Below are 26,941 nucleotides of genomic sequence, written 5' to 3'. Positions count from 1 at the left end.
TGTTATGGATATTCGATATTCGGGTTTGTCGCGAATAAACCACTGGTTCAGCGTGATCTTTGTGGTTGTCATGCTGACTCTGGGTTATATGATGTTTTTTGCAAATGACAGAGCCTCTGGCTCATACGCCGAAGCCGCACATATTGGCGTTGGATTTTTTGCCTTCTGGTTTTTGCTCTGGCGCACAATCTACCGTTTAAAAATGGGTTTCCCTGCGCACAAAAAACAAGATAGGCGTCACGAATTTGCCCGGGTTGTTCACTACTTGATTCTACTCGGGCTGACACTATTGATTATTACCGGTCCCTTGTATTTGTTTACTGAGAATGAAGGACTGGCTGTGTTTGACTGGTTTACCGTTAATCTTGATCTCACTGCTCTCAGTATTGTTCACGAACCGGCGGAAGAAGTGCATAAAATTACCGGCCTTTACGTACTGCCGGCTTTGCTTGTTGTGCATATTGCGGGTGCTGTTGTTACCTACTTGTCAGATGAGGGAGTAGCCCGATCATAAAGCTGAATTGGAAATAAATAGCGCAGATTGCTGCTGGCGCAGCTCTTCCGGGACAATACCCAGCCAGCGTTTGCAGGCGCGTCGAAAGTTGTTGGGGTTACTGTACCCCAGCTTCTGCGCAGGCTCGACATTGCTGTAGGGGTGTTTTTGCAGCAGGTTCAGCAGTTTGTGTAGACGCACCAGGTCATATATTTGCTGAAAGCTGTAGCCATGACTGGCCAGCAGACGTTTGCACGAGGAAAGGCTAATGCCAATTTCAGCCGCCAACTCGGTTAGCGAGGCGTCATGGCCCGTTTCGAGCTGATAATCCAGCCACTTAAAAACGCTTAGCATGACAGAAGCTCGCGTCTGTGTCTGATGCTGCATCTGACAAAAGCTAAGTGCCTGATGATATTGGGCTAAGTTGCGTTCAGGCGAATGTTCCTGAAGCTGTTCCGCCGGAATAGAGAGTCCACAAATAGGGCGTGAACTCACCTTTTTTACCCATTTTTTCCAGGTGGGTAAGGGCGAAATATCATCAGGCAGAGCAACATGCCACTGGTTAATAGCTAAGCCACGAGCTCTGCCCAGCATTAAAAGTATTGCTACACCAATTTTGCAATTGGCAGAATAGCAGAGTTGATTCATTTTCCCTGACAGCCCCTCAACCGGAATAAAGTCCAGTTGTAAGTAATTTTCAAAGCGTTGGGTGGGGGTAAATAAAAAGGGCTGTAGCAGGCTTTGAAAGCGCGACAAGTGAATAAGTGCCTGCTTTAGTGTTTGCGCATGAACGGTCAGGTCAATCAGTGGGTTCAGTCTGTCACTGAACAGTGTTTCTACAACCAATTGCCATAAGTGCGGGTCGTTAGTTTTTTCTTCGGCAGACGCCAGTAACAACAGCATTTCATGATCGGTGAGCCGAAAGTTGTTTATCTGCAGTTTTTGTTCAGATAATGAGGTGCCCCTGAAAAGCTCCGAAGAGGAAATGCCGCGCCTCTCGGCAAGCGGCAGCAGCGCCCGTATAAAGGGTTTACCAAGCAAACGGCGCTGGTCGTTAGTTGGCCAGGGGCGCATAGTGAGTCATCTCCTCAACTTGCGTGTGTAATGCAGTAATTGCATCAACAGCCGAGAGTTCTTCAACGCGGTGAGTATGCACTTCCACACTCATGTAATTGGGTAACTCTAGTTCGGAGTTTAGATTCTGAGCTATAACCTTCATTAACCTGTCCGCCTGAGACAAGCGAGTTTGTGGAAGCAGTATTAAAAAATGGTCACTGTGTTCCCGACACAGACAGTCCTGAGGCCTTAGCAGTAACACCATTAACTCGCTGGCCTGATGCAGGAGTTCGTCTCCGGCTTTTGTACCCATTTCATGATTATACTGGGCGAAGTTTTTGAAATTAACGCTAACCAATACAGTCGACTCTGCATCAGTACTGTTTTGTAACGCTATTTCCCGTTCAACCAGCTTGATAAAATAAGGGGTGGTGTATAGCGAGGTTAAAGGGTCGACCCACTGGTGAGACCGAAGGTTCTTTTCGCGTACCATAAGTTGTCGCGACAGCATTTTGTTTTCACGCCGCCATTCAGCTGCGGCAAAACTAATGATAATAAGCCCCACCGGAAGCGGAAAGGACTCCAGCCAGCTTAATAACCGCAGGGCATCGGGATAGCGAAAAAATTCATCTAGTACGTCCAGCGTCATGGAAAAAATAAGTAATAGACCACCGCTGTAAAAGAGGTTGGTTACATTACCCCGAGGCCGGTCAGTAACCATAAATATGACAATTAAAATGGTCAGGAACAGGGTCGAGCCCTCACCAAGAATGTCCAGCGGATCAACGATTTCATAGGGTTTGACCACACCCAGTTGACTGCTAAGCAGCAAACAAAGCAGAACCACTACGGCAATGAGCAGAACTCGCCAGTTGCTGATATAGCGTAAATTAATCAATTGCATTGAAGTCTCCGCATATCTCGGCATTAGAACAACAAAGACACTCTAACCTCCGGTTGTGACAGTTTGGTGACGCCGGTTTCGCTTTCTGAGCTTAACTGACCCGCATCAAAAGAGCTCATAAGCGGGCGATATGCATCCTCATATTGTCACTTTTTGCTTTTAAGGTATGTCGCATCAATCAAAAAACGACAGGGTTTGAATGATTATGAAAAAGACATATTTAGCTTGGCTTATTGCCGTTTCATGTGGTGCTACATCCCCACTTATGGCTCAGGAAGCGCAGGACCAGAGCGCAGATAAAACAGCCGAAGAAAAGCGCATTGAAGAGGTGCTTACTATTGGCTACAGCGACTCAATAAAACGTGCCGTGCAAGAGCAGCGAGAGTCCGGCGGTATTATCAATGTTCTGAAGAAAGATGACATGGGTAAGCTGCAGGACGACAGCGTTAGTGATGCGTTGCAGCGCATTCCTGGTCTATCTGTAGAACGCGACCAGGGTGAAGGACGCTTTATTCGCATTCGTGGTTTAGCCCCCGATTTAAACTCGGTTTCATACAATGGCACCTCGCTGGCCGCTCCTGAAGCCGGACGCCGAGCCGTGGCGCTAGATGTTATTCCGGCGGATTTGCTGGAATCGGTTGTGGTTAATAAAACCCTGACGCCGGATATCTCAGCAGGCAGCCTTGGCGCTAATATTGAACTGCAAAGCATGACGGCCTTTGACCGTGAAGGCTCGTTCTATTCTTTTACTGCTGATGTTGGTTATAACGAGCAGGCCAGCGAAACGAACCCAAAAGTTTCCGGTGTTGTCAGCAACACCTTTGATGTTGGCGATAAAGCGGACAGTTTTGGTATCGCCTTTGCCGGTAGTTATCAGGATCGCTCATTTACTACCGACAACGTTGAAACCGGCGGAAACTGGGACTTGGATGAACCGGGGCTGGAAGAGTTTGAGCAACGCGCCTAAGAGACTGAAAAGAACGTTAAGCTGGATGTGGCTTATGACTGGTTACAACCCAGCTATCAGGTTACTTTTAAAGGCGGTGTTAAGTTAAGCCAACGCGAAAAGTCCGCAGAAGAAAACATCTTTATTATGGATGACTTTGCTGACCTGGGTGTTACCGGATTAACGCTTGCTGACTACGAAACGTCGTCAAATGTTGAGTACGGTCTGGATCGATTTGGCCCCGGCGCTTCCGCCGGCAAACTTTGGGACATGATTAATACCTTCGAGTTACAAAACTTCCGGGATGAAGTTGAATCGAGAATCGCCTCTTACGAAATTGATGAAGACATCAGTGCCGGTTACCTGATGGCCGACATGGGCTTTGGTAAGTGGCAGGTTATTGCTGGCGCGCGGTATGAACATGAGGAGCGCACCGGGCGCGGTAACCGGTATGACGACGAACTGGAAACCTTTACACCAGTTTCGGATAAATTCAGCGATGCAAACTGGCTTCCTAGTGTGGTGACGCGCTACGACTTAAGTAATGACACTATTATTCGTGCGGCATACAGCACCGGTCTTGTCAGACCTAACTTTGAGCAAGTCAGATCCAGCTACTATCTGGAAAACGACGACGGCGACCTGAAAGCTGAATTCGGTAACCCGGATCTTGAACCATTAACCACGCAAAACCTCGATTTTGGTATTGAGCATTACGACGACACTCTGGGCGTTATTTCCGCCATGGCCTTTTACAAAGACATTAAAAACTTTGTCTATGAAGCCGATGTTGCCGGGCGCCCGGGTTACGAAAACTTTGACGAGGCCGTCACTTATATCAACGGTGATGACGCTTACGTTTATGGTTTAGAAATCAACTTTGTGCATCAGGTGTCTGGTTTTGATAACTGGCTGGATAACTTCTTAATCAATACCAACCTGACTTTCACTGACTCGGAAGCAACGGTTGACTGGATTGACGATGGTCAGCTTGTGTCACGCGACATCACGCTGCCGAGCCAGTCTGATACCACGGCAAACTTTGCGCTTGGCTACGAAGTTTATGATGTCAGCTTACGTTTGGCAGCGAACTATAAGTCAAAGTATCTGGCTGAGCTTGGTGACGTTGAAGACAGCCGTTACGACATTTACGAAGACGACAATCTGACTCTGGACTTTTCCGCGAAATGGCTCATTAACGACCATGTCAGCCTGAGCTTTGCGGCCAACAACATTACCGATGAACCCTACTATGTTTACAACGGCCAGAAGCGATACAACGCACAGTACGAAAGCTATGGCCGCAGCTTCACTCTGGGTGTGCAGCTAATTAACTGGTAACACGGAATAACGGTATTTAAAGGATAACCATGAGAAATAAAATGATTTTAAGCGCGGTAGCATCAAGTTTGATGCTACTTGCCGCTTGCGGTACGTCAGCGACAGAGACCAATGTTCGTCATAAAGTAGCACTGAATAATGACTACCTGAAAGTCACTGCTGACGGACTCAGTCTGGGTGATAAACGCGTTGCCGAAGGCGATTTTTTCCACCTGCGAACTCTGCCGTTAAGTAATGGTGAAACCCTGATTGGCGCAATGGAAGGCAACACTCAGGAGCTTGTTCTATGGCGTGCCAGCGGCAAAGCTATACAGCCGGTGTGGAAGGGCGAAATTACCAGCCGCGTGGTAGAGGATATCTGCTTTTACGAGAGCTACGAAAACCAGCAGCTGTCTGTATTCCTGCTTGGCGGCCGTGGCGGTGCAGAACAGCGATTGTTAAAGCAGGACGAAAAGTGGCTAAAAGAGCCGCTGGTTATCCGTAATATGAACGTACCTTTTGACAGCACGGCTTGTGTTGTATCGAATGCGGAACAAAAGCTGTATGTTGCCGAAGCGGATCAGGCTGTGTGGGCGTATAACGCAGAGCCGGAAGTTGATCAGGGGCGCGACTTAATTGCGGCAGCCAAACCTTTTGGTGTTATTGAAGGCGAAGTGAAAGCGCTGGAGCTGCTTGATGACGGCAGTTTGCTGGTGCTTGAAGAAGAGCCGCCGCGGTTGCTGGTGTATCGTCAGAATGAGCAGGGTTTTAAGTTTGATAAAGCCTTTGCAATTGACGACGCTGAAGCTTTAACCGATGTGTCTGATTTAGGAAATGGCGAGCTATTGCTGACAGAAGAAGACATGACCGCAACGAGCAAGCTGACAATTGATACTCTGGAGTCAAAACAGCGTTCGGTTAAAAAGCCGGTGTCTCAGGTTGAGGCAACACTGCAGACTGAACCCTCACCGTTACGGGGCGATGCGATTGATGATCCTGCCGTTTGGGTACATCCGGAAGCCCCTGAGAAAAGCCGCATTTTGGCTACAGACAAGCGCACAGGTCTCTATGTTTATGACATGTCCGGTAACATTGTTCAGGAACTCCCTGTAGGCCGGCTGAATAATGTCGATGTCCGTGGCTCCCGGGCCGTTGCTTCCTTGCGTGACAACAACAGTCTGCAACTGTTTGATATTAACGCAGACGGCGAGCTTTCGGTTGGTACCAATGCGCTTACCGATATTGACGAAATTTACGGTCTTTGCATGGGCTACAATGAGTCGACAGAACAGGCCTCCGTTTATGTAAACGGCAAATCCGGCGTTATTCAGCAGTTTGTCATAAGCAACGACGGCAAGATGAAAAAAGTAAGAGAATTGAGCGTTCCATCTCAGCCAGAAGGTTGTGTTGTCGATGATAAAACACAACGCTTATTCGTTGGTGAAGAGGACGTTGCGGTATGGTTATTTGATGCCGCTGCCGATGGCTCAACGTCTGGTGAAAGCATTATTCGTGTTGATCAACATGAAGAGCTGGTCGATGACATTGAAGGCGTTACCTTCGCAAATGTTGATGGCCGGGACTTGTTGTTTGTCTCAAGTCAGGGCAACGACAGTTACATTGTGTTTGAAGGGCAGGCGCCCTGGTCGCTGCTTTCGCACTTCCGTATTCGCACCAATACTGAGTTAGCTATTGATGGCGCATCAGAAACCGATGGTATTGACGTAACAACTCAGTCTCTGGGTAAAGGATTTGAGCAAGGCGCTTTTATTGTTCAGGACGGACGTAACCGTATGCCGGAAGCGGGTCAGAATCTTAAACTGGTGCCGTTAGAGAATATTCTGAAAACCATTAAGTAAGTAGTTACTTCTTATACGCTTACTGATAAAGCCGCCCGGTAGTTAACGCTGCCGGGCGGCTTTGTTCTTAAACAAAATGACTCGGTCGCTAACTACTTCAATGCGTAACTGGAAGCGTTGTGCTATCCATTGCATGGTTTTTGGTGTGTAAAAGCTGATATGGGTGGGGTCCCCTTTGTAGCTCCACAGGTTAAAGTCGTCAGCCGTTTCTTTTGTGAACATGCAGGTCATTACTCCCAGCCAGCCGCCGGGTTTGACCAGGCCAATTAACTGCGCCCAGCTTTTATCAGGCTCCCGAAAGTGTTCTGCGACTTCGGTGCAGGTGACAAAGTCGTACTGACAACTCAGCTGACCGGTATCCGGCGCGTAATAGATGTCATAAACAGACATCTTCATTCCCTGTTTTTCAAGCATCAGGTTCAATGTTGGACCGGGGCCGGAACCAAAATCAAGACCTTTCATACCCGGAGACAGTTTATCCAGTAAGGGGGTTTCAGGTGGTTTAAGAACTTTCGGTAGCCAAGATCGTTTGGACCATTCTCATGATAGTCGTAAATGAGCTTCTCTTCGGCTTGAGACAGCAGAGTGTCGGGGTCTGCGAAAATAAGGTCGCACTCCGTGCAGCGAAAATACTGACGCTTTTTATCTGCACAAAAAGGCTGGGATATTGAGGAACATAGAGTACATTGCATGGGGGTATGCTACCTCAGAGATTTCGAGTAAGCTAGTTTTTGATGACGGTAACCGACCAGAGAAATATGACAGCGTGTTCTATAAATTCCAGTCAGCGCATTGAGTTACTCGACATTCTCAGAGGCTTTTCTTTGCTGGGTATCTTGTTGATGAACATGGCGTTTTTTCAAAGCCCTCTAACAACGATTTCATTAGGCGTTGAAGGTAACGAAAGTGGCATTGATTACGCGATAGCCTGGAGCCTTTTTGTTTTTGCCGAAGGAAAATTCTACACCATGTTTTCCTTATTATTCGGTATTGGTTTTGTCATTTTTTATGACAGAGCGAAGCAAAAAAGCAATTTACCGAAGTGGTTGTTCTTCCGGCGTATCATAGTGCTTGGTCTTATTGGTGTAGCCCATGCTGTTTTTGTCTGGGCGGGGGATATTTTATTCATCTATTCTATAGCCGGACTGTTTCTATTGTTTTTTGTCAGAACCTCTGCGAGCAGGCTGTGGAAGTGGGGATTATTTTTTATCGCTTTGCCCGTTGCGCTTTTATGGTTATCTGCAGTTTCAATTCACTCTTCGAGCCAATCGTCAGAAGAAATACAGCAATACCAGATAGATGTTAACGAAATGCAAAGCTCTTTATCTGAGGTGGCAAGTTTTGCCAGCGAGGCATATGCCACTGGCGTTTATGAAAAAGTAACTGAAGCACGTATTGAGGAATTTGCTTTAATTTTTAGCAGTGAGATTGTCTTTACAATTTCGACCTTTCTGGGACTATTCCTTCTGGGCGCAGCTCTTAGTCGGAGTGGGGTTTTTACAAGCTCCGAGCCCCAAACTAAAGTTTATAACAAGCTCCTCATTTGGGGAGGAATACCGGGAATTTCCGCTGCGCTATACGCAAGTGCCTTACCGGCTACTGAAATGATTTTGCCGACAGTTAATGCGGCTTTGCTTTATTCGTTAATGCAAATTTCGTCTTTAGGGTTGTGCGTAGCTTATATGGCTTTTATTGCTTTAATGTTTTGTCGTAATAAAAAGCAGAATTGTATTTTGAAGAATATGGCTCCGGCTGGCCGTATGGCTTTGACAAATTATTTACTGCAATCCTTGTGTTTCACCACGTTATTCTATGGCTACGGATTTGGCTTATATGGCGAGCTGGGGAGGTTTGAAATGATGTTACTGGCTCTCGCTTTTTGGCTCTGTCAGTTAACATTAAGTCAGTGGTGGCTGCAGTACTTTAACTATGGGCCTTTCGAGTGGCTATGGCGCTTGGCTACCTATGGTCGCTGGCAAACATTCAAAAAAGTGAGACGTTGAGTGTTAACGGCATTCCGATCCACCCTCTTATTTGAGCTGTATCTATAAAACCTATCAAAGCAAACGAAATCTTGCCTTTGAGTATGTCACTGTGTGTTGCTATAACTTACATAACAAGTAATCGATTTGAGCACAGAAAATAAGGAAAGCTAAATGACTAAATCAAGTGGTGGCGGTAAATGCCCTATCATGCACGGCAGCATGACCTCTGAGAAGAAAACAAACACCCATTGGTGGCCAAACTCGTTGAAGCTGGAAATTCTGCGTCAGCACGACACCAAAGCCAACCCAATGGATGAAGAATTTAACTACGCGGAAGAGTTCAAAAAAATTGACTTAGAAGAGTTAAAGCAAGATCTGAAAAACTTTATGACCGACAGCCAGGAGTGGTGGCCAGCAGACTGGGGCCATTATGGTGGTTTAATGATTCGTATGGCCTGGCACTCGGCGGGTTCTTACCGATTAGCTGATGGCCGTGGCGGCGGCGGTACAGGTAACCAACGCTTCGCGCCGTTAAACAGTTGGCCGGACAACGTAAGCTTAGACAAAGCGCGTCGGCTATTGTGGCCAATTAAGAAAAAATACGGCAACAAATTGTCTTGGGCTGACTTGTTCATTTTGGCCGGTACTATGGCTTATGAGTCCATGGGTCTTAAAACCTTTGGTTTTGCCGGTGGTCGTGAGGACATCTGGCACCCTGAAGAAGACACTTACTGGGGTAGCGAGAAAGAATGGCTGGCGGAAACGAAAAACCGTTACAATTCAGATGAAAAGCGTGATTCACTGGAGAACCCACTGGCCGCAGTGCAAATGGGCTTAATTTACGTGAACCCTGAAGGCGTTGACGGTCAGCCTGACCCGCTTCGTTCCGCAAAAGACGTACGCGAAACCTTTAAACGTATGGCAATGAACGACGAAGAAACCTGTGCGTTAACCGCAGGTGGCCATACTGTGGGTAAGTGTCACGGTAATGGTAAAGAAGAGAACTTAGGTCCTGAGCCTGAAGCGGCAGATGTGGAAGAGCAGGGCATGGGCTGGCGCAACAGCGGCGGCAAAGGCGTTGGTCGCGACACCATGAGCAGTGGTATTGAAGGCGCCTGGACGACCAACCCAACTCAGTGGGACAACGGTTACTTCTACCTGCTGTTTAACTACGAGTGGGAACTGAAGAAAAGCCCGGCCGGTGCGTGGCAGTGGGAGCCTATCGATATTAAAGAGGAAGACAAACCAGTTGACGTCGAAGATCCGTCCATTCGTCATAACCCCATTATGACAGACGCTGATATGGCAATGAAAATGGATCCGGACTATCGCAAAATTGCGGAGAAGTTTTATAACGACCCTGAGTATTTTGCCGATGTATTCGCCCGCGCCTGGTTCAAACTGACGCACCGCGACTTGGGTCCAAAAGACCGTTATTTAGGCCCGGACGTGCCGGAAGAAGACCTGATTTGGCAGGACCCGATTCCGAAAGTGGATTACACCCTAAGCGAGCAAGAAATTGCTGACTTGAAAGAGAAATTATTAAACACAGAGTTAACCTCTTACGAGCTGATTTCTACCGCATGGGATAGCGCACGTACCTTCCGGTGTTCGGATTTTCGTGGCGGCGCAAATGGCGCTCGCATTCGCTTAGCGCCGCAAAAAGACTGGCACGGTAACGAACCGGAAAAGCTGCACAAAGTCCTTCGTGTATTAGAAGAACTGCAGTCGACGCTGGATAAAAAAGTCAGCTTGGCCGACTTGATTGTACTTGGCGGTACGGCAGCCGTTGAGAAGGCTGCAAAAGATGCTGGTTATAATGTGACGGTTCCGTTTGCGCCTGGCCGTGGTGATGCAACCGACGAACAGACCGATGTAGAAAGCTTCGAGCCTTTAGAGCCATTGCATGACGGTTACCGTAACTATCTGAAAAAAGATTACGCGGTACCGGCGGAAGAGCTGATGCTGGATCGCACCCATTTGATGGGATTAACGGCGCCAGAAATGACAGTTCTTGTCGGTGGTATGCGCGCTTTAGGCGCTAACTACGGTGAGTCTGAGCACGGTGTATTCACTGACCGTGTCGGTACGTTAACCAACGACTTTTTCGTTAACCTGACCGACATGAACAATGTCTGGAAGAAAGCGGATGACCACTACGAAGTTCGTGACCGCAAAACTGACGAACTGAAGTGGACAGCGAGCCGCATTGACTTAGTCTTCGGTTCAAACTCTATATTGCGTTCGTACTCAGAGCTGTACGCTCAGGACGACAACCAGGAGAAGTTTGTAAAAGACTTTGTGAAGGCCTGGACGAAAGTCATGAACGCAGATCGGTTTGATTTAGCTTAATACTGAATTAGCTGGTTAATGAAAAGGGGCGCTTAGTATTAAGCGCCCCTTTTTTGTTCTCCATGGTTTCGTTGGTGGGTCGTTGATCGCTAAGCGAAGCAGAAGAGTACAATAGAGGTAGAAACACGAACTTAAGGAGGAAGTATGTCCAAAGTATTATTGATAACAGGTGCCTCAAGCGGCATTGGTGAAGCTACAGCCCGAAAAGCGGCGAAAGAGGGATTAAAGCTGATATTAACGGCGCGCCGGAAAGAAAAACTGGATGCGCTGGTTAAGGAGTTTGGTGCGGATAATGCTATTGGTGTCGCTGCTGATGCCGGAAATTATGACCAGTTAGCCGAGGCTGTAAAGCAGGGCGTAGATAAGTTTGGTCAGCTGGATGCGGTATTCGCTAACGCCGGAACCGGGGTTTCGACCGCTGGAACAGAAGAGGGCGACCCGGACGAGTGGAAGTCTATGGTGGATGTGAATATCAATGGTCTTCTGTACACGGCTAAATTGACTTTGCCGCATTTACGTAAAACCACCGGTCACTTTTTAATGACAGGCTCTGCCGCCGGACGAATTACGCTAAAAGGTTCGGTTTATGGTGCGACTAAGTGGTTCGTTCATGGCTTTGCCCAGAACCTGGCCGAAGAAATGAAAGAGTGGAACGGCCGCTGCACAACCATAGCACCGGGTATGGTCAATACGCCGTTCTTCGACGAACCTAAGCCGGACAAACTGGCTCCTGAAGACGTTGCCGATGCGGTATTGTATTCAATCAATGCGAATCCGCGTAATTGTGTGCGCGAAGTGTTCTTAATGCCGGCGTATTGATTTAGCTCAGATTAAGAGACTTTAAAGACAAACAACAATAGTTATCATTTAATACTTCTCAAGGTTCCTGTATAATTTTAAGCCTGATTATGACATGAGCCTTGAGGAGTACTCGTGTTTTCCCGATTCTTTTTCCCTATTGCCTTAATAGGCACATTACTTTTCTCCGGTCAGGCTTTGGCCAGTTCTTCAGCGGATACTCAAAGTTCTGACATGCGTCAGTTATTGCAGCTGGCGGAATACGTTGGCGTAGATTATTCCGAAGCGGTAGCCAATGGTGAAGTCATTAATCCCGATGAATACAGCGAAATGACTGAGTTCGCCGGCCTTATTGGTGAAAAGACTGAACAGGCGCCGCAGGCGGTGCAAGCCGAAATGCGTCAGTTGGTGGACAAGCTTAAGCAGCTGATTAATGACAAAGCTGACCCGGAAGCTGTGGTTGCGCTAACCAGTGAGCTAAGAGACACCCTGTTGTCGGCTCTGCCAAAGTTAAGTCTGCCGTCAAAGTTAGCAAGTGAAACGCAGGTTAAACAGCTATTTCAACAAAACTGTGCAGCCTGTCATGGTGCTAACGGTCAGGGCGATGGGCCTGGTGCAGCCGGACTGGAACCTGCGCCGACTAACTTTACCGACCGTGAACGCGCCAATAACCGCTCATTACTTGGGTTGTTTGACGCCGTTTCCGATGGCATCGACGGCACGGCAATGGCATCTTTTAGCCATTTAAGCGAAGAAGAGCGGTGGGCGTTAACCTTTTACGTGGGCAGTCTGGCGTTTAATAACAGTGCCGGCTCTGAGCAGAAGGTGGCGCTGAGCGAGTTGATTAATTACAGCCCAAATACCTTATTGCAGCGCGGTATTTCGTCTAACGCTATTGACTACTCGCGCACTCACGCCCGCGATTACTTTTCTGAAAGCTCAGTAAACAGTCCTATCGCAATTGCCCGCACAACTCTTGGTCAGGCTTTAAAGGCTTACCAACAGGACAATTATAGCGAAGCTAAGCGGTTGGCTATTTCGGCGTATCTCGATGGTTTCGAGTTAGCTGAAAACTCCCTTAATGCCAAAGCTCCGGAGCTAATGCGAACCATAGAACGTGACATGATGGCGTTGCGTGGGGTTATCAGTAAACCCGGCAAGCTGCAGCAGGTAGAGCAAATGACAGCGCAGTTGCAACAGGAACTGGACGTTGCGGCGAACACGCTGTCGGAAGATCAGCTTTCAGAGTCTGCATTGTTTGCGGCAAGCGCCGTTATTCTGTTACGAGAAGGGCTTGAAGCCTTACTCATTGTGCTGGCAATTGGCACAGTACTGGCGCGTTCCGGACGCAAAGACGGCCTGCGTTATGTGCACGCGGGATGGATCACGGCGCTGATTGCGGGTGTCGGCACCTGGCTGGTGGCGGAATACTTTATCAGCATTAGTGGTGCCAGCCGCGAGATTATTGAAGGTGGGGCGGCCTTACTAGCCGCCATCATACTGTTCTATGTGGGTTACTGGATGCACAGCAAAACCCAGTCGCAGCAGTGGCAACGCTTTATTCATGAAAAAGTGCAGACTCAGCTAAAGCAGGGCGCTTTATGGGGTCTTGCCGGTCTTGCCTTTTTAGCTGTGTATCGAGAAGTGTTTGAAACCGTATTGTTCTATCAGTCTTTATTGTTGCAGGCGCAGGACAATGGCAGCAGTGTCGCCTACGGTTTTGTCTTTGGCCTGGTGGTTCTGGCGGTAGTGGCCTGGGCTGTCATTAAATACTCAGTCAAACTGCCAATGAATACGTTTTTCAAGTTCACAACGTACATCATTCTGGCTCTGGTCTTTGTTTTGCTGGGCAAAGGCATTAGCGCCCTGCAGGAAGCTGCCTGGTTTAGTCATACGGCGTTTCCAGTGGATGTAACCTTCGACTGGCTGGGTATTTACGCCAGCTGGGAGACCTTAGGTGCGCAATTGGTGTATTTGATTCTTGTGATGGCTTTATTTAAACGGCAGGTTTCATCAAAATTGAATAAAGTCGTCTAAAAACTGTCATATTTAATCTTTAACATGCACCACAACTTAACATTGTTTGGTTATACTCCCTGGTTAAGTTTTTATGCCCCCAATATTTGGGGGCTTTTTTTTGGCTGTTTTAGACTAAAAAGTGTATTTCACCTGCACCCCAAACGAACGTCCGGGCTGACTGTACTGTTCCGTAGAGGCTTCGCTCTGAAGTCCTGCCACGCTCTGGTAGGGCACATAATATTTATCTGTTAAGTTACGCGCCGCAAGGTTAACTTGCCAGTTTGTCAGTGTGATACCAGCCAGCAGATCAACGGTGGCGTAGCCCGGTGTTTGGATAGAGTCATCGGTTGGAACGCGACTCATGCTATCTACTGCGGTAACAACGCCGCGCACATACCAGTCATTGCCGTGGTAGCCCACTGAGGCATTGCCGGAAAGCGGTGACAGAGTGGTCAAATAGTCGTCTGTTGTTTCATCCTTGCCGGTTGTGTAGGTCACTGACGAAGCTAATTGAATGTTGTCATTCAGCCAGTGAGTCACTGAGGCTTCAACGCCTTTTATTGTCACTTCGTCCTTATTAACATACTGATACTCGACGCGATCCACGCCCGGAATATAGGTGGGACTGGTTCCGACGACCTGAGTATCGATAAAGTCGTCAAACTTGCTGTAAAAAGCTGACAGATTCCAGCGAGTGTTGTTGTCCGCAAATTTCAGACCGGTTTCCAGCGAACGGCTGCTCTCAGGATCTAAGTCGGGATTAGGCAATATGGCATAAAAAGGTTCGATACCATGGTTCTGGTAGGCCTGATCATGAGGTGGAATTTTAAAGCCTTCGGCGTATTGAACGTATCCGCGAATATCATTTGAGAAAGTGTATATAGCCGCCAGTTTAGGTGACATAGCCGTTTCACGTATATCACTTAATAGCGACATGTCGTAGAGTGAATTGTCTTGAGGCGTCATGCGATAATGGTCGATACGGACTCCGGCAATGAATTTAATTGGGCTATCTTTCAGTTGAATATTGTCCTGCAGGAAGAGCCCTGCTAACCAGGTTTCTGCACCGGGAAAGGCTTTTTGCGGTTCGTTGTCCTGCAGTAAGGTGCCGTCTGCTGCGGTGCGGGTTTTAAAGCGTGGTCGTTCAGTGTCGTAGTAGTCAACATCGAACCCAAATACCAGATCTTGTTCCACTTGGTTGCCGGACAACAAGGTTTCGCCCTGCCAGCGAGCACCAATAATACGCTGTTCAAAGCCGTAATCGTTGTTGTCGATATAAGGACCGCCTTGGTCCGCACCTTGCGCTATCTGGTCACTGTTTTGTTCGTAATGACTCAAATACAACTGCCAGTGTTGGGTATCGGTCAGCCAGTTGCTGTTATTATTGAGATAGTCGATGGAAAAGGCGGTTTGTGTGTCTTCATCCTCGGTTTGCTCCGGCGGCTCCTGCAACTGCTCATTGTTTTGCTGGTAGTGGTCCAGAGTAAACTTCAGCTCATTGTTATTTTCAAGCGCGATAGCCCACTTAGCCAGCACACCAACACTGTCGTAATCAAACTCCGGTAACGACTCTTCATAGTTCTGGGTTTCGTTTCCTTTGCGGGCGGTGAGCTGAATGGATGCCTGCGACCCGGAAAACTGTTTTGCCGCCTGCACACCTAAACTGCGTTCGTCTGCAATGCTATCAAAACCCGCCTGCAGGGCGAGTGCGTTTGAATCACCCTTTAGCATATCGTCAGGGTCTGGCGTTGTCAGAACAATAACCCCACCCAATCCGTCTGAGCCATAAAGTGGCGATGCTGCGGCCTTAGCAACTTCCACCTGACTCAATTGTGAGACGTCCAGGTAACCCCGGCCAACCAGATACCCGCCACCGCCGGCATAGGCATCGTTTAAGCGTCGGCCGTCTTTAATGTACACTACCCGGTTACCGCCAATGCCTCGTATTGACAGGGTTTGTGCCTGACCCTGGCTGCCGGTTGAACTGATGCTGGGGTCATAACGAAAAATATCCGACAGACTGTTACTAACCTGAATATCAATTTCCTCGGCTGTCACAACACTGACGGCACCGGCAACATCTTCCAGTTTTTCTTTACTGCGCGACCCGGTTACTACCAGTATTTCATCGGTTTCCAGCTTGGGTTCGGCCGAATCAGCTGCGTAAACGGTGGTTTGTAAGGTAGCGAAAATGGCTGTCGCCAATAAGCTTTTTGCAAAGCTGCGAGTTATTTTATGTCCTTTATTCACTTTTCATCTCCAATTCTGACTAACACGTCGTATGAAAAAATCAATAAGATCTAAACGAAAATGATTTGCATTTGCAAGTGAAAGTTACTATTTTTGATTTAGGACAAAAAAGAAAATCTAATTCAGGAGTTTGATTGTGATGACAGGACGACAGTTTCTGGTTCATGCCGGAGCCACTTTTCTATTGTTGTTTTCGTGGTTCGGCCAGGCTGAAGATACGCTGGATACGGACGTTAACCAGTTAATAACCGCAGGCGGAACCTTAACCGACATCGTGTTTGCGCTGCATAAAGACGACAGCCTGATTGGCGTAGATACTTCCAGTACTTCGCCTGCGGCTGTTAACCGGTTACCGAAGGTTGGTTACTACCGTAATTTATCCGCTGAGGGCGTTCTGAGTTTTGAGCCTGAACACCTGTGGGTGCTTGAAGGCGGCGGTAGCGATAAAGTTTTGCAGCAAATTGAGGGGGCCGGAGTTTCTGTGGTTGTATTTGATAAGCCGACGTCGCTTCAGGAGCTGTACGAGCTAATTGAAAACATGGCGGATCGCTTCGGTGCGCAAGCCGAAGGAAAGCAGGTGATTGCCGGTATCAAGTCGGATTTGACGACGACTAGCTCGCGTAAAGAGCCTTTGAAGGCTCTGTTCGTTCTGCAGGCGTCAGAGCGAGGCGTGGTGGCAGCCGGGACGGATACAGTACCGGATTTGCTTTTCAGTTACTCCGATATTAACAACGTGTTTTCTCACGTCGGATTCAAGACCGTTTCTACTGAATATTTACTGGCAGAACAGCCTGACTTTTTAGTTGCTCCTGAGCACGTGGTTAAAAGCCACGGCAGTAAAGAAGCGTTTTGTCAGGCGCAGGCACTTAAGCTACTGGAAGCCGGAAAAAACTGCCGGGTTTTGGTTATGGATTCGTTGCTGGCGCTGGGTATGACAACCCGCATTGCAGAGGCGCAACGAGTGGTTGCTGAGTTTGCCAATGAATTAGCGGCGGGCCGGGAGTAAGACTATGCCGCTTGAACGTCGCTATTGGTTACTCGTCGGTGTTATGGGTATTGCTGTCAGCAGCGTTTTGTTGCTTTCCAGCGGACCGGTGATGTCGGACTGGCGGTTGCCCTTTATCTGGTTACCGGGAGTCTTGTCTGAAGCTACTGATATCCAAAAGACGGTATTAATCGATATTCGGTTACCCCGGTTGGTTTTAGGACTAATGGTGGGCGCGGTGTTGGCGCAAAGTGGTACTGCAATGCAAACCTTGTGTCGTAATCCGCTGGCTGACCCCGGGCTAATTGGTATTTCGGGGGGAGCGGCTGTATTCGCACTGGCAGTTATTGCCTTAGGTCCCGAGTTCGGGTTACAGGGACAGCTCTGGGTTTCCGGCGCGGCTTTTATCGGCGCTCTGGTGACCACCTTTGTGGTTTACCATTTGGCTGGTGGGCGTTCCGGAGTTCATGTTGCCACCTTACTGCTGGCAGGTGTTGCCATCAATGCGCTGGCCGGTTCCATTCTCGGGTTGCTCAGCTACTACGCTAACGATGACGCCCTGAGGCTTATGAGTTTCTGGCAGATGGGCTCTCTGGCCGGAGCCGACTGGCAACAGTTACCACTTGGCTTTTTGTTTATGGGCGTTAGCTGCGTTGCACTCTTTATTCACCGCCGGGCAATTAACACTCTGCTTTTAGGTGAACGACAAGCGCGTTACCTGGGCGTTAATGTCGGCACTCTGAAGCGTCGGATAATTTTTTTCGTTGCACTTGGTGTCGGCGGAGCTGTTGCCTTAACCGGCATGATTGGCTTTATCGGACTGATTATTCCCCACATTGCACGAATGCTGGTTGGCGCTAATGTGCGCTGGTTAATGCCGATATCCATGTTATTTGGCGCGGCCATTTTGGTGCTTACCGACTGGTTAGCAAAAACTTTGGTTGCTCCGGCGGAATTACCTATTGGCATTATTACGGCGGCTATCGGCGCGCCATTTTTTATTTATTTGCTTATGAAGCAACGACGGAGGTTTTATGCTTGATATCGATGTGTCGAATCTATCTATTGGTCGGCAGCAAGTGTTAACGTCACTGAACCTAAGTTTAGAAGCCCACCAATTTGTTGCCATTGTCGGCGAAAACGGTGCGGGTAAGTCCACCTTTTTAAATATGTTAGCAGGGGAGCTTCCTTATAACGGTTCTATTTACTTAAATGGAAGAGAACTGAACTCGTGGGATGCTTTGAAACTGGCGCCGATAAGAGCGGTTATGGAGCAGCACCAGGCCGCGCCTGAAGGGTTATCGGTTAAGGAACTGGTGGCCATGGGACGATATTGGTCACAGGAGTCTGATGCCGATGCGGAACAACGCGCAACCCGATGGTTAAGCCGCTTTGATTTAGCCCAAATGGGTGAGCGAGGCATTGAAACCTTGTCTGGTGGTGAACAACAGCGGGCACATTTAGCCCGGTGTTTATGCCAGCTAGATAAAGACTTGCCGGGCGAACAATTGTTGCTTTTGGATGAGCCGACCTCCGCACTGGATGTGTATCATCAACATGCGGTGTTGCATGAAATTAAGTCGTTCAGCCAAAAAGGCAACCTGGTTCTGTCGGTTATGCACGATTTAAATCTGGCTTCTTTGTATGCCGATCAAGTCATTGTTTTAGGCAATAACTGTATTCAGCATGTTGACAGCCCCGAGAGTGTTTTTCGGGAAGACATTCTGGAAAGAACCTATCGTACACCGGTGCACGTCAGCTCGCACCCGAGCTTTTTAAAGCCAATGATTTTCACCGAGCCAAGACATTAAGGAGTATTTTATAATGAATGAACGAATAAAAGCGGCGCGAGAAGCGCGAGTACTAGCGCAAAATAACGATACCGCTGTTCTGTCCACTATCTCAAAGAAGTTACTGGGATATCCGTTCGGTTCGGTATCACCGTTTATGCTTTCTGCAGAAGGTCAGGTCATATTTTATGTGTCTGATATTGCCCAGCATGCCCGTAATTTATCAGTAGATAACCGTTTAAGTATTACCGTGTTCGATGCGGCTGAAAGCGGTGACCAGAATACTCACGGGCGACTGACGTTAACGGGAAATGCTCGGTTTTTAGTGGATGAGTCTTTAGGGGAGTTGTACTTTCAGCGTTTCCCCGACGCTTTAAGTTATCGCAATGCTCATGACTTTAAATTTTGGCAAATGGACGTTGAGCATATTCGGTACATTGGTGGCTTCGGCAAAATTTTCTGGATAAACCCTGCTGAATGGCTGCTGCTTGAACCCCAATGGAATTCGGCAGACGCATTGCAGATGATCCAGCATATGAATGATGACCATGCTGACGCTTGTGGCCTTATTTTGCGCCACCAGAAAGTGGAGTTCAGGAACTATGCAGGTAGCGTCAAAATGAGCAGTATTTATCCGGACGGGTTCCATCTAATTGCCGATGAACGCAGTATTTTCATTCCTTTTGAGACGGACTGCGCGACAGCCGGTGAGATCAGAAAGCAACTAGTGAAAATGACTCATGACGCACGGCAGTCGGCGGCTGCGTAATGTAAGGTTTTTGACATCCCTTCCCAGCAACTCCATAATCCTTAATCTTTAGGCTTTGTGGGGAGTAAACGGCAGCAAGATGGCAGCTTCAGCGGAAGAAGAAAAACAATACAAAGCCTCGTGGAAACGCTTAACGCTATTTAGTGTGTTATTTGTTTTACTCACGGCTGCCGGATTTTACGCCATTTATGACCACTTTTCCGGCCGCAGTCTTACCTTCGATTTTCGTTTGTTTGCCCCTGAAGTTTTAAGTGCCGCAGTCTTGCTGTTACTGGTTTACTTCGCCGCCGACGGTTTGCGGCTTTACTACACTTTGCGCGCTCTGGGTTACCGTATTCCTAAAAAAGCCATGGCTAAACTGGTCTTTATTAATATCTTTTTCTCCAATATTACCCCTATGGCCACCGGTGGCGGTTTCGCGCAGGTTTGGTTCTTACACGAGCACGGCGTGCCTATTGGGCGGGCGACCGCTGCCACTACTATTCGTACGGTGTTGGCTATTTTCTTTATTTTTTCGCTGACGCCGGTGTTCTTGCTGGTGCTGGAGCCACTGCAGAACAAAGCTATTATTGGTGAAATTGGTACGGCTCTTGCCGTTTTCATTGTGCTTTATCTGCTCTTCTTCGCGGTGGTTTTGTTGCGGGCACATTGGTTAATTGGGCCGCTAAGCTATTTATGTAAAGCGGTGCATAAGCTGCAACTGATTAGTCCTGAGCGTCATCTGCGCTGGCAATACAAAACTCGCCGCGAAATGCTGCGTTTCTCCCGGAGTTTTTCGGAGTATTGTCGCGGCTCTAAGGTGGCTATTGCGCTGTCGGTATTGTCCACCGTCATTTTTCTGCTCAGCTTATTCAGTTTTCCCGCGCTGCTAATGTGGGGTTTAGGATACGACGTTGATTACCTCGTCAGCCTGGGACTGCTGGTGGTTACCACCTTTATCATGTATTTCGCGCCAACGCCCGGTGCTTCGGGAATTTCCGAAGGTGTGTTTGGTAGCTTTTTTAATGACATTTTAGCCAATAATCATTTACTGTTAGTCACCTTTAGCTGGCGCTTCTTAACCATTTATCTTGGTATGTTATTGGGACTCTTTATTTTACAGCGCTACTTAGTTCAGTCGGCTAAAGTGCAGGGCATACAATGAATAAAACCAAGTTACTGAAAGTCCTGTTTTACCTCAACATTGCGGTTGTGGTTGGGCTTATTGGCTATAAAATTTATTTGAACCTGGTGACTTCTGAATTTGAGGCGGAGCATACCGAACAGCTCTCAGACATTAGTGCCCGGCTGGAAGGACAGGACAGTTACAGCTTTGCTGTCGTGGGTAATATCAATAATTCGGTTGGTATTTTCGAGCGTCGCATTATTCCTATGTTGAACGACACCGACATTGATTTTTTAGTGTCTGCGGGGAATGCTGTGAGCAGTGGAGGAGAAGACAAATACCGGGCAATAAAAGGTACTCTGTCGCGGCTGGATATGCCGTATTTACTGACCTTCGGTAACAATGAGTATGAAGAGTTTGGCAGCTTCCGCTTTTATGACCATTACGGTCCGCATTTTTTCAGTTTTACTGCCGATGACAGCCGCTTTATTTTCTTAGACAGCACGGGAAAAACGCCATGGCAATGGCAGCTTCGCTGGTTAACCGATATTCTTAAAGCCGACGATTCAAAGCATCGCTTTGTTTTTATTGGTCACCCACCTTTAGAGCCTGAAGAAGAGTTTTTTTTAGCCCAGGAGGACGATTTCCTGCAACCCATGGAGTTCCGTCATGCGTTACTGCAGACAATAAGCAACTTCGGTGTTGATCGCGTCTTTTCATCCAATATCTCTATTTACTCAGAGCGTGAGCACAACGGCATTCCCTATATCACTACTGGGGGCGCGGGTGGTCTGGTACTGAATCAGGACGAGAGCTTTTATCACTATGTGAAAGTAACAGTGAATGCCGATGGCTCGGTTGAGCATTCTGTTGAAGAGCTGGAAATTGGTCAGCACCCCATTTTGAAGCAACTGGAAAGCCTGTGGTTCTTTATTCACTCGTTGTTTTACGTGGGCTACCTGAATTTTATTCTGCTGGTGAGCCTGTTTTTGGTTATTAGTACCAAATTGTACAACGCGGTATTCGTCGGTAAAGATTACTACCCGGACTACGATATTGACCCGCAGCCCTGGTTCAAAAAGCCGTTGCGCGTGGCCATGTTCACGAATAACTATCTGCCTTTTATCGGTGGTGTGCCAATTTCTATCGAGCGCCTGCGTCTGGGATTAGTTAAGCTCAAAGATAAGGTATTGGTTGTTGCGCCGCGCTATCAGCAAAGTAGTGAAAAAGAAGAGCATGTGGTGCGTATGCCGTCGCTGTTTTCTTTTGGTGAAAAGAGTGAGTTTCAGTTTGCCAATATTTTCTCCGGTGCCGTGCGTAAAAAGGTTAAAGCCTTTAAACCGGATATTATTCACGTTCACCATCCGTTCTGGATAGGTTCGCTTGGGGTCTTTATTGCGCGCCGCCTGAAAGTGCCGGTGGTTTATACTTATCACACGCGGCTAGAACATTATGCGCACTTTGTGTTTTTACCCGGTTCGTTGTTCCGCAATATTATTGCGCACTTTTTGGTGCGTCGCTTTGCCAACAAATGCGACGGCGTAATTGTGCCGACACAGTCGACCGAAGAATACCTGCGCATGATAGGGGTTAAGAAGCCTACCTTTGTACAGCCAACAGGTATTGAGTTTGAGCGTTTCCAGCAAGTTGACGACAAGCAAATAGAGGAGCTGCGCCAGCAACAAAAGCTAGGCGATGAAACAGTGTTTGTCAGTGTGTCCCGGTTGTCGAATGAGAAGAACATCGACTTTATGATCGAAGCTGTAGCGCAACTGAAAGAGCAAACCGATAAGCCGTTCCGTTTGCTGATTGTGGGGGATGGTCATCAGCGCCATCGGTTACAGCAGCGCATTGATAACATGAAACTGCAGCAGTACATTACCCTGGTTGGCGCCGTTCCGCCTGAGCAAATGGCTGCCTGGTATCAGCTAGGAGACGCTTTCCTATTTGCCTCGCAGTCAGAAACTCAGGGTATGGTGATTCTGGAAGCTATGGCGGCGGGTTTACCCGTGGTTGCGGTGCGCTCCAGCGGTATAGACGATGTTGTTGAAGACGGACACAACGGTTATAAAACCCCGGCTAAACAGGCTTTATGGTGTGAGCGGGTGAAACAGTTACTGGATGACGAGCCGTTACGCCAGAGCCTTGCGGAAAATGCTCTGGCTTTTGCCCGCGACTACTCGGTGGAAAAGTTCAGTGATGACGTGCGCCACATTTATGCAGAAACTCTGGCGCGGTATCACGAGAAAAAATAGCGCTACAAAATGTGGTTACCAAAGACCAGCAATTGGCAGACGATAACAATGGTCGTTAATAATACCCGTATACGGTAGTAGCCCATATAAGACGTCATAGCCGAACTGCGAGCCAGCTTTTGTTCAAAGTAGAGAACTAAGGCAAAGCCCGCCATCTGCATACCTAATGACCAGGCTGGCGCGTTAATTAAAATTGTAAACCAGGCTGCCAAAGCGAAAACATTACTTAATAACAGTAAACCCGTAGTTTTTTCGCTTTCCGCGCGGTGCAGTGCCCGGCCCCATAAAGTTCCACCCAGAAAACTGAGAATAACAGCACCGTAAGTAATTAAAAATTCTAAAGGTGAAATGCCCCACCAGGTTCCGGTATGCATTAAAGCCGCAAGCGATGATGCCAGAAAGGGAATAAGCCCTAAAAAGCCCAGAGTATAAATTAGCCAGTTTTTACCTTTGTTCATAAAAAATCAGTCCACCAGAAGTCAGTTATTATTATTTTACGGTCATTGTGCAATTTACGTTTAGTCCAATTCTAAATGACTGACGTAATGAATACTAAACAACAACTCGTATTCATTATGGCAGATTATCGGCTAGGCCTATTTGTATTTCGGAATGATTTCAGGGTTGAAGACAACCTGGCGCATGAGTTTAAGTTGCCTTAGGGAAAGTCAGCCGATACTATTTCGGCCCTTTGATTTATAACGGCGTTACGGTTTTTGGGCACATCACCTATGAAGAAACAGATATTGGTTACCGGAGGTTGCGGATTCATTGGTTCGCATACGGTAATTGAGTTGATACTTAGCGGATACCAGGTGATTGTGGTTGATGATCTGAGTAACAGTAACGCCTCGGTAATTGATAAGATTCATAGCGTTACGGGCGAGCGACCCGACTTTCACCAGATTGATATCTGCGATCGGAATGCGTTGACTAACCTATTTAAACAATACGCTTTCGATGCCGTTATGCATTTTGCTGCACTTAAAAATCCTCAGGAAAGCTACCACTTAAAAGAGAAGTATTTTCTGACCAATGTGGAAGGAACTCGAAGACTGCTAGCGGTAATGGAAGACTGTTCAGTTAATCACTTAATTTTTTCCTCATCAGCCGTTGTTTACGGCAACCCGTCGTGCGTCCCTGTTGCTGAATCGGCTCCGGCCGGAGCGGTAACCAATCCCTACGGTGAGACAAAATACCGATCCGAATGTGATTTGGCTGAGTTTTGTGAGAAAAACCTCGCTTTCTCGGCCATAAGCTTGCGCTATTTTAATCCGGGAGGAGCTCATCCGTCGGGAGTTATTGGTGAGCAACCCATTAAACCTGCGGCTAATTTGATCCCGGCCATAGGCAATGTGATAACCCGCAAAACTGACTCAGTTCAGGTTTATGGTTGTGACTATTCGACCTGTGATGGCACAGCAATACGTGACTACATTCATGTTTGTGACGTAGCAAAAGGTCATGTTGCGGCATTGGAAGCGGGGTTTGCCCGCACCGGACACCATATCTTTAACTTGGGAACCGGCAAGGGCGAGTCGGTACTGGGCGTGATCCATGCGTTCGAACAAGCAAGTGGGCAAATTATTCCGGTTAATTTTTCAGAACGTCGCCAGGGCGATGTGGCAAGCTGTTACGCTCAGGCTGATAAAGCACTTCAGGAATTAAATTGGAAGGTCGAACATGATCTGCAGACAATAGCCCGGGATTACTGCCATTGGTTATCGTTATCTAATTGATACAGCAATACAGCGTCTTCTCTCTCAGATGAATCGCTCTGATAAGCACAGAGTAAAAAAGGCTCTATCTGAAAGTATTTTGCTGAGTGCTTTTGTCTGTGAAGAGGCCTCTCTAGTACGCTAAGTAAAGGTACACCCGAGGCTTTCGCGAAAGCTTCAGCCAGAGTCCAGTGATGAAAAAAATCACTTTTAGTTAAGGTACTGCCAGCCAGAAAACCGTCCTTATAATAGTCGCGAATACGGTGGTAGTCTTTTCGTGTTTGCACATTCTCCAGGTCAATGCCTATAGTACTTGTCGTCGAGTAAGCCGCTGCGATACACCCTGATTTATGAGAAAGAGAACAATAAACAGGGTATCCATTGACATTTAACAGCGGCGCACCGGAATCGCTGTTTTCAATAGAAATTCGCTGAGGTTCAGTAGCAGGCCAATATTTTTTGACAAGCCGCAGCAGCAGATCTTTAGCGGCTGCCGAGACCTGTTTCTTTGATGCTGCTTCGTTGTAGAGTCTATATCCGATAACCATATGCGATGTTATATTTTTGAAATGTCCGCTGAGATTCTGTACTATTCCGCTTCTTTTTTGAGTATCTGCTTAGAATCCTATGCGAGCTTTTGTAGCTGATAGTACATTAGTCGAAACCGAATGTCGTGAGCGGCTGAAGCAAATACCTGCTTCGACCCGGCGGCGACTGAGTTCGTATGCAAAAGTCATAATGACAGCCATACTGGAACTAAGCGACCGGCATCCGCAGTTAGAAGAGACGCCAGTGGTTTTGGCAACACGGCATGGCGACTTGCACCGTACTGAAAAGTTACTACGGGAGTTGGTTCGTGGCGAGGTTTTGTCGCCAACGCAGTTTGCGTTATCGGTGAATAATGCTGTGCTCGGGCAATACAGTATGGCAGCAGATAATCGACAGGCTATGACCACTTTGTCTGCTGGTGAGCAAACTTACCCTCTGGGGTGGCTGGAGGCTTTAAGCCAGGTACAAAGCGAAACTAAGCAAGTACTGTTGGTTTATGCCGATGAAGTACCACCGGCTGTATATTCTGGTCAGGTTCATTCGCCAGTGAGAAGTTTTGCGCATGCGGTTTTACTCGATAGAGAAAACGGACAGAAACTGATTTTGGATCGCCTTGTTGAAAAAGAAAGTCAGTTACGGGAGGACGTATGGTTAGTTGCCAACGGCGTTCAACAGATGCTCGACTCCTGTAGCGGCAAGGTGGTTAAAGACTATAACGGAGTACGGTGGAGCTGGCATGTTGCTTAGTCTCTGGCAGATAATCAATCGTACCTGGCGGCGTTTTGCGACCGGGCTATGCTTTGCCGTTTTTGGGTTGGGCGGCTTATTGCTGTCTATTACGGCACTGCCGGCACTGGCGCTATTATCCAATGGTAATGAGAGACAGCGCGAAGCACGAGCCAGATGTTTGGTGCAAATGACGTTCCGCTGGTTTATCGGAATAATGAAGTGGACTGGCGTGTTCAACTTCGACTTTAACGCCACTGAACAACTTAAAGGAACCCGGGGTCACGTTATTATTGCAAACCATCCGTGTTTGATTGACGTGGTAGCATTAATTTCCTTTGTACCGAATCCGGATTGCGTTGTTAAGTCCCATCTATGGAAAAATCCCTTTATGCGCGGTGTGATCCGCTCAACAGGTTATATCAGCAATGATGACCCTGAAGGTTTGGTTACGGATTGTGAACGCTCTTTAGCGCGTGGTAATAACCTAATAATTTTTCCTGAGGGCACACGAACCACTCCGGGAAAAAGAATAAAGTTCCAGCGTGGCGCGGCGCATCTGGCATTACGTACCAGGGCAAAAATTACGGCATTGCGAGTGGATTGTTTGCCGGTGACATTGATTAAAAATGAAGCCTGGTATTGCGCGCCTGAACGGAAACCGACTTTATCGGTGCGTTATCTTGGTGAAATCGACTCAGCTTCTTATTGCGATGCTGAAAAACTCAGTATTGCTGCGCGTCAACTGACTCGCGATTTACAGAATTACTATGAAAAGGTGTTAGAAGATGACGGAAAACCTGAAGCAAGAGATCAAAGCCTTGATTATCGAGTCGCTGGATCTTGAAGACGTAGAGATAGCAGATATTAATGATTCGGCGGCGTTGTTCGGAGACGATGATGATGGCTTGAATCTTGATTCTATTGATGCGCTGGAGTTAGGTCTGGCGATAAAGAAAAAATATGACGTGAAGCTGGACGCTAATTCAGCAGAAACAAAAAAGCATTTTTATAGTGTCGATACGTTAGCGGAATTTGTCGCTAATAACCGTGGTGAGTAAA

24 protein-coding genes are annotated in these 26,941 nt (G+C 47.6%); 18 read left to right on the top strand and 6 right to left on the bottom strand.

The features are described from left to right. Window positions 1-4 precede the first annotated feature (4 nt). Entirely contained in the window at window positions 5-514 is a 510-nt protein-coding gene (locus DET62_RS03125) for a cytochrome b/b6 domain-containing protein (RefSeq protein WP_110012941.1), read from the top strand. Here DET62_RS03125 and DET62_RS14530 read toward each other — a convergent pair. Further along, window positions 509-1,567, bottom strand: a complete 1,059-nt coding sequence (locus tag DET62_RS14530; protein WP_133660290.1) for a helix-turn-helix transcriptional regulator — start codon at window positions 1,565-1,567, stop codon at window positions 509-511. The two genes, DET62_RS03125 and DET62_RS14530, sit on opposite strands and share 6 nt — an antisense overlap. Continuing rightward, window positions 1,548-2,453 carry a diguanylate cyclase gene (locus DET62_RS03115; protein ID WP_011233363.1) on the bottom strand — a complete coding sequence of 302 codons (906 nt, stop codon included), beginning with the start codon at window positions 2,451-2,453 and terminating at the stop codon, window positions 1,548-1,550. Before DET62_RS03115 ends, DET62_RS14530 begins: the two co-directional genes overlap by 20 nt. A gap of 205 nt (window positions 2,454-2,658) precedes the next feature. On the opposite strand from DET62_RS03115, the gene DET62_RS14525 reads away from it, so the two are divergent. The 3 genes from DET62_RS14525 to DET62_RS03105 are packed head-to-tail and all read left to right on the top strand — an operon-like array spanning window position 2,659 to window position 6,578. Next, window positions 2,659-3,420 (top strand): TonB-dependent receptor plug domain-containing protein, encoded by a 762-nt coding sequence (locus tag DET62_RS14525; protein WP_243734833.1) that lies wholly within the window; start codon window positions 2,659-2,661, stop codon window positions 3,418-3,420. A gap of 27 nt (window positions 3,421-3,447) precedes the next feature. After that, complete coding sequence (locus tag DET62_RS14520; RefSeq protein WP_243734834.1) at window positions 3,448-4,740, top strand: TonB-dependent receptor; 1,293 nt, start codon at window positions 3,448-3,450, stop codon at window positions 4,738-4,740. A 29-nt stretch (window positions 4,741-4,769) separates the two neighbouring features. Further along, complete coding sequence (locus tag DET62_RS03105; protein WP_110012942.1) at window positions 4,770-6,578, top strand: phytase; 1,809 nt, start codon at window positions 4,770-4,772, stop codon at window positions 6,576-6,578. Between the two features lie 42 nt (window positions 6,579-6,620). Here the strand turns inward: DET62_RS03105 and DET62_RS14515 are convergent, their stop codons facing one another. Next, the gene (locus DET62_RS14515) at window positions 6,621-7,040 is read right to left on the bottom strand and encodes a class I SAM-dependent methyltransferase (protein WP_243734835.1); all 420 of its coding nucleotides are present in this window, start codon (window positions 7,038-7,040) and stop codon (window positions 6,621-6,623) included. A 380-nt stretch (window positions 7,041-7,420) separates the two neighbouring features. On the opposite strand from DET62_RS14515, the gene DET62_RS03095 reads away from it, so the two are divergent. From DET62_RS03095 to DET62_RS03080, 4 genes are all read left to right on the top strand, one after another. Continuing rightward, on the top strand, window positions 7,421-8,581 hold the full coding sequence (locus tag DET62_RS03095) for a DUF418 domain-containing protein (protein ID WP_166635820.1): 1,161 nt from the start codon (window positions 7,421-7,423) through the stop codon (window positions 8,579-8,581). A 153-nt stretch (window positions 8,582-8,734) separates the two neighbouring features. Beyond that, a complete protein-coding gene (gene katG, locus DET62_RS03090) occupies window positions 8,735-10,915 on the top strand; it encodes a catalase/peroxidase HPI (protein ID WP_110012944.1) in 2,181 nt (726 codons plus the stop codon). A 144-nt stretch (window positions 10,916-11,059) separates the two neighbouring features. After that, window positions 11,060-11,734, top strand: a complete 675-nt coding sequence (locus DET62_RS03085) for an SDR family oxidoreductase (protein WP_034819103.1) — start codon at window positions 11,060-11,062, stop codon at window positions 11,732-11,734. Between the two features lie 114 nt (window positions 11,735-11,848). Further along, on the top strand, window positions 11,849-13,750 hold the full coding sequence (locus DET62_RS03080) for a cytochrome c/FTR1 family iron permease (protein WP_110012945.1): 1,902 nt from the start codon (window positions 11,849-11,851) through the stop codon (window positions 13,748-13,750). 114 nt (window positions 13,751-13,864) lie between these two features. Here DET62_RS03080 and DET62_RS03075 read toward each other — a convergent pair whose 3' ends face one another. Further along, window positions 13,865-15,982, bottom strand: a complete 2,118-nt coding sequence (locus tag DET62_RS03075) for a TonB-dependent hemoglobin/transferrin/lactoferrin family receptor (RefSeq protein ID WP_110012946.1) — start codon at window positions 15,980-15,982, stop codon at window positions 13,865-13,867. Between the two features lie 139 nt (window positions 15,983-16,121). Here DET62_RS03075 and DET62_RS03070 point away from each other — a divergent pair, with 139 nt between their 5' ends. From DET62_RS03070 to DET62_RS03045, 6 genes are all read left to right on the top strand, one after another. Continuing rightward, window positions 16,122-16,988, top strand: coding sequence for an ABC transporter substrate-binding protein (locus DET62_RS03070; protein ID WP_110012947.1), 867 nt, complete (start codon window positions 16,122-16,124; stop codon window positions 16,986-16,988). A gap of 4 nt (window positions 16,989-16,992) precedes the next feature. After that, entirely contained in the window at window positions 16,993-18,009 is a 1,017-nt protein-coding gene (locus tag DET62_RS03065) for an iron ABC transporter permease (RefSeq protein WP_110012948.1), read from the top strand. Further along, a complete protein-coding gene (locus DET62_RS03060) occupies window positions 18,002-18,778 on the top strand; it encodes a heme ABC transporter ATP-binding protein (protein WP_110012949.1) in 777 nt (258 codons plus the stop codon). The genes DET62_RS03065 and DET62_RS03060 overlap by 8 nt, the downstream gene beginning before the upstream one ends. A gap of 13 nt (window positions 18,779-18,791) precedes the next feature. Then, complete coding sequence (locus DET62_RS03055) at window positions 18,792-19,526, top strand: DUF2470 domain-containing protein (RefSeq protein ID WP_034819096.1); 735 nt, start codon at window positions 18,792-18,794, stop codon at window positions 19,524-19,526. A 79-nt stretch (window positions 19,527-19,605) separates the two neighbouring features. Then, entirely contained in the window at window positions 19,606-20,670 is a 1,065-nt protein-coding gene (locus tag DET62_RS03050) for a lysylphosphatidylglycerol synthase transmembrane domain-containing protein (protein WP_034819095.1), read from the top strand. Then, the gene (locus tag DET62_RS03045) at window positions 20,667-22,886 is read left to right on the top strand and encodes a glycosyltransferase (RefSeq protein WP_110012950.1); all 2,220 of its coding nucleotides are present in this window, start codon (window positions 20,667-20,669) and stop codon (window positions 22,884-22,886) included. Before DET62_RS03050 ends, DET62_RS03045 begins: the two co-directional genes overlap by 4 nt. A 2-nt stretch (window positions 22,887-22,888) precedes the next feature. Here DET62_RS03045 and DET62_RS03040 read toward each other — a convergent pair whose 3' ends face one another. Next, window positions 22,889-23,344, bottom strand: coding sequence for a DUF3429 domain-containing protein (locus DET62_RS03040; protein ID WP_110012951.1), 456 nt, complete (start codon window positions 23,342-23,344; stop codon window positions 22,889-22,891). A gap of 273 nt (window positions 23,345-23,617) precedes the next feature. On the opposite strand from DET62_RS03040, the gene galE reads away from it, so the two are divergent. Further along, complete coding sequence (gene galE, locus DET62_RS03035; protein WP_110012952.1) at window positions 23,618-24,625, top strand: UDP-glucose 4-epimerase GalE; 1,008 nt, start codon at window positions 23,618-23,620, stop codon at window positions 24,623-24,625. Here the strand turns inward: galE and DET62_RS14510 are convergent. Beyond that, window positions 24,595-24,891, bottom strand: coding sequence for a hypothetical protein (locus tag DET62_RS14510; protein ID WP_235598909.1), 297 nt, complete (start codon window positions 24,889-24,891; stop codon window positions 24,595-24,597). The genes galE and DET62_RS14510 overlap by 31 nt on opposite strands. Before the next feature lie 340 nt (window positions 24,892-25,231). On the opposite strand from DET62_RS14510, the gene DET62_RS03025 reads away from it, so the two are divergent. From DET62_RS03025 to DET62_RS03015, 3 genes are read left to right on the top strand one after another with little or no spacing between them, the layout of a single operon-like run. Continuing rightward, window positions 25,232-25,900 (top strand): beta-ketoacyl synthase chain length factor, encoded by a 669-nt coding sequence (locus tag DET62_RS03025; RefSeq protein ID WP_034819089.1) that lies wholly within the window; start codon window positions 25,232-25,234, stop codon window positions 25,898-25,900. Then, window positions 25,890-26,726, top strand: a complete 837-nt coding sequence (locus tag DET62_RS03020; RefSeq protein WP_110012953.1) for a lysophospholipid acyltransferase family protein — start codon at window positions 25,890-25,892, stop codon at window positions 26,724-26,726. The genes DET62_RS03025 and DET62_RS03020 overlap by 11 nt, the downstream gene beginning before the upstream one ends. Continuing rightward, window positions 26,668-26,940 (top strand): phosphopantetheine-binding protein, encoded by a 273-nt coding sequence (locus DET62_RS03015; protein WP_011233390.1) that lies wholly within the window; start codon window positions 26,668-26,670, stop codon window positions 26,938-26,940. The genes DET62_RS03020 and DET62_RS03015 overlap by 59 nt, the downstream gene beginning before the upstream one ends. Window position 26,941: the final 1 nt, after the last annotated feature.

Source organism: Idiomarina sp. H2 (assembly GCF_004364275.1).
Taxonomy (GTDB): Bacteria; Pseudomonadota; Gammaproteobacteria; order Enterobacterales; family Alteromonadaceae; genus Idiomarina; species Idiomarina loihiensis.
This window is presented reverse-complemented; position numbering and strand designations above follow the sequence as displayed.

Coding starts and splice junctions, on each gene's coding strand:
- galE (WP_110012952.1), top strand. CDS start 23,618: ATGAAGAAACAGATATTGGTTACCGGAGGTTGCGGATTCATTGGTTCG.
- DET62_RS14515 (WP_243734835.1), bottom strand. CDS start 7,040: ATGAAAGGTCTTGATTTTGGTTCCGGCCCCGGTCCAACATTGAACCTG.
- DET62_RS03020 (WP_110012953.1), top strand. CDS start 25,890: ATGTTGCTTAGTCTCTGGCAGATAATCAATCGTACCTGGCGGCGTTTT.
- DET62_RS03015 (WP_011233390.1), top strand. CDS start 26,668: ATGACGGAAAACCTGAAGCAAGAGATCAAAGCCTTGATTATCGAGTCG.
- DET62_RS14530 (WP_133660290.1), bottom strand. CDS start 1,567: ATGCGCCCCTGGCCAACTAACGACCAGCGCCGTTTGCTTGGTAAACCC.
- DET62_RS14525 (WP_243734833.1), top strand. CDS start 2,659: ATGAAAAAGACATATTTAGCTTGGCTTATTGCCGTTTCATGTGGTGCT.
- DET62_RS03025 (WP_034819089.1), top strand. CDS start 25,232: ATGCGAGCTTTTGTAGCTGATAGTACATTAGTCGAAACCGAATGTCGT.
- katG (WP_110012944.1), top strand. CDS start 8,735: ATGACTAAATCAAGTGGTGGCGGTAAATGCCCTATCATGCACGGCAGC.
- DET62_RS03040 (WP_110012951.1), bottom strand. CDS start 23,344: ATGAACAAAGGTAAAAACTGGCTAATTTATACTCTGGGCTTTTTAGGG.
- DET62_RS03060 (WP_110012949.1), top strand. CDS start 18,002: ATGCTTGATATCGATGTGTCGAATCTATCTATTGGTCGGCAGCAAGTG.
- DET62_RS03070 (WP_110012947.1), top strand. CDS start 16,122: ATGACAGGACGACAGTTTCTGGTTCATGCCGGAGCCACTTTTCTATTG.
- DET62_RS03085 (WP_034819103.1), top strand. CDS start 11,060: ATGTCCAAAGTATTATTGATAACAGGTGCCTCAAGCGGCATTGGTGAA.
- DET62_RS03095 (WP_166635820.1), top strand. CDS start 7,421: ATGAACATGGCGTTTTTTCAAAGCCCTCTAACAACGATTTCATTAGGC.
- DET62_RS03105 (WP_110012942.1), top strand. CDS start 4,770: ATGAGAAATAAAATGATTTTAAGCGCGGTAGCATCAAGTTTGATGCTA.
- DET62_RS03115 (WP_011233363.1), bottom strand. CDS start 2,453: ATGCAATTGATTAATTTACGCTATATCAGCAACTGGCGAGTTCTGCTC.
- DET62_RS03055 (WP_034819096.1), top strand. CDS start 18,792: ATGAATGAACGAATAAAAGCGGCGCGAGAAGCGCGAGTACTAGCGCAA.
- DET62_RS03125 (WP_110012941.1), top strand. CDS start 5: ATGGATATTCGATATTCGGGTTTGTCGCGAATAAACCACTGGTTCAGC.
- DET62_RS03045 (WP_110012950.1), top strand. CDS start 20,667: ATGAATAAAACCAAGTTACTGAAAGTCCTGTTTTACCTCAACATTGCG.
- DET62_RS03065 (WP_110012948.1), top strand. CDS start 16,993: ATGCCGCTTGAACGTCGCTATTGGTTACTCGTCGGTGTTATGGGTATT.
- DET62_RS03050 (WP_034819095.1), top strand. CDS start 19,606: ATGGCAGCTTCAGCGGAAGAAGAAAAACAATACAAAGCCTCGTGGAAA.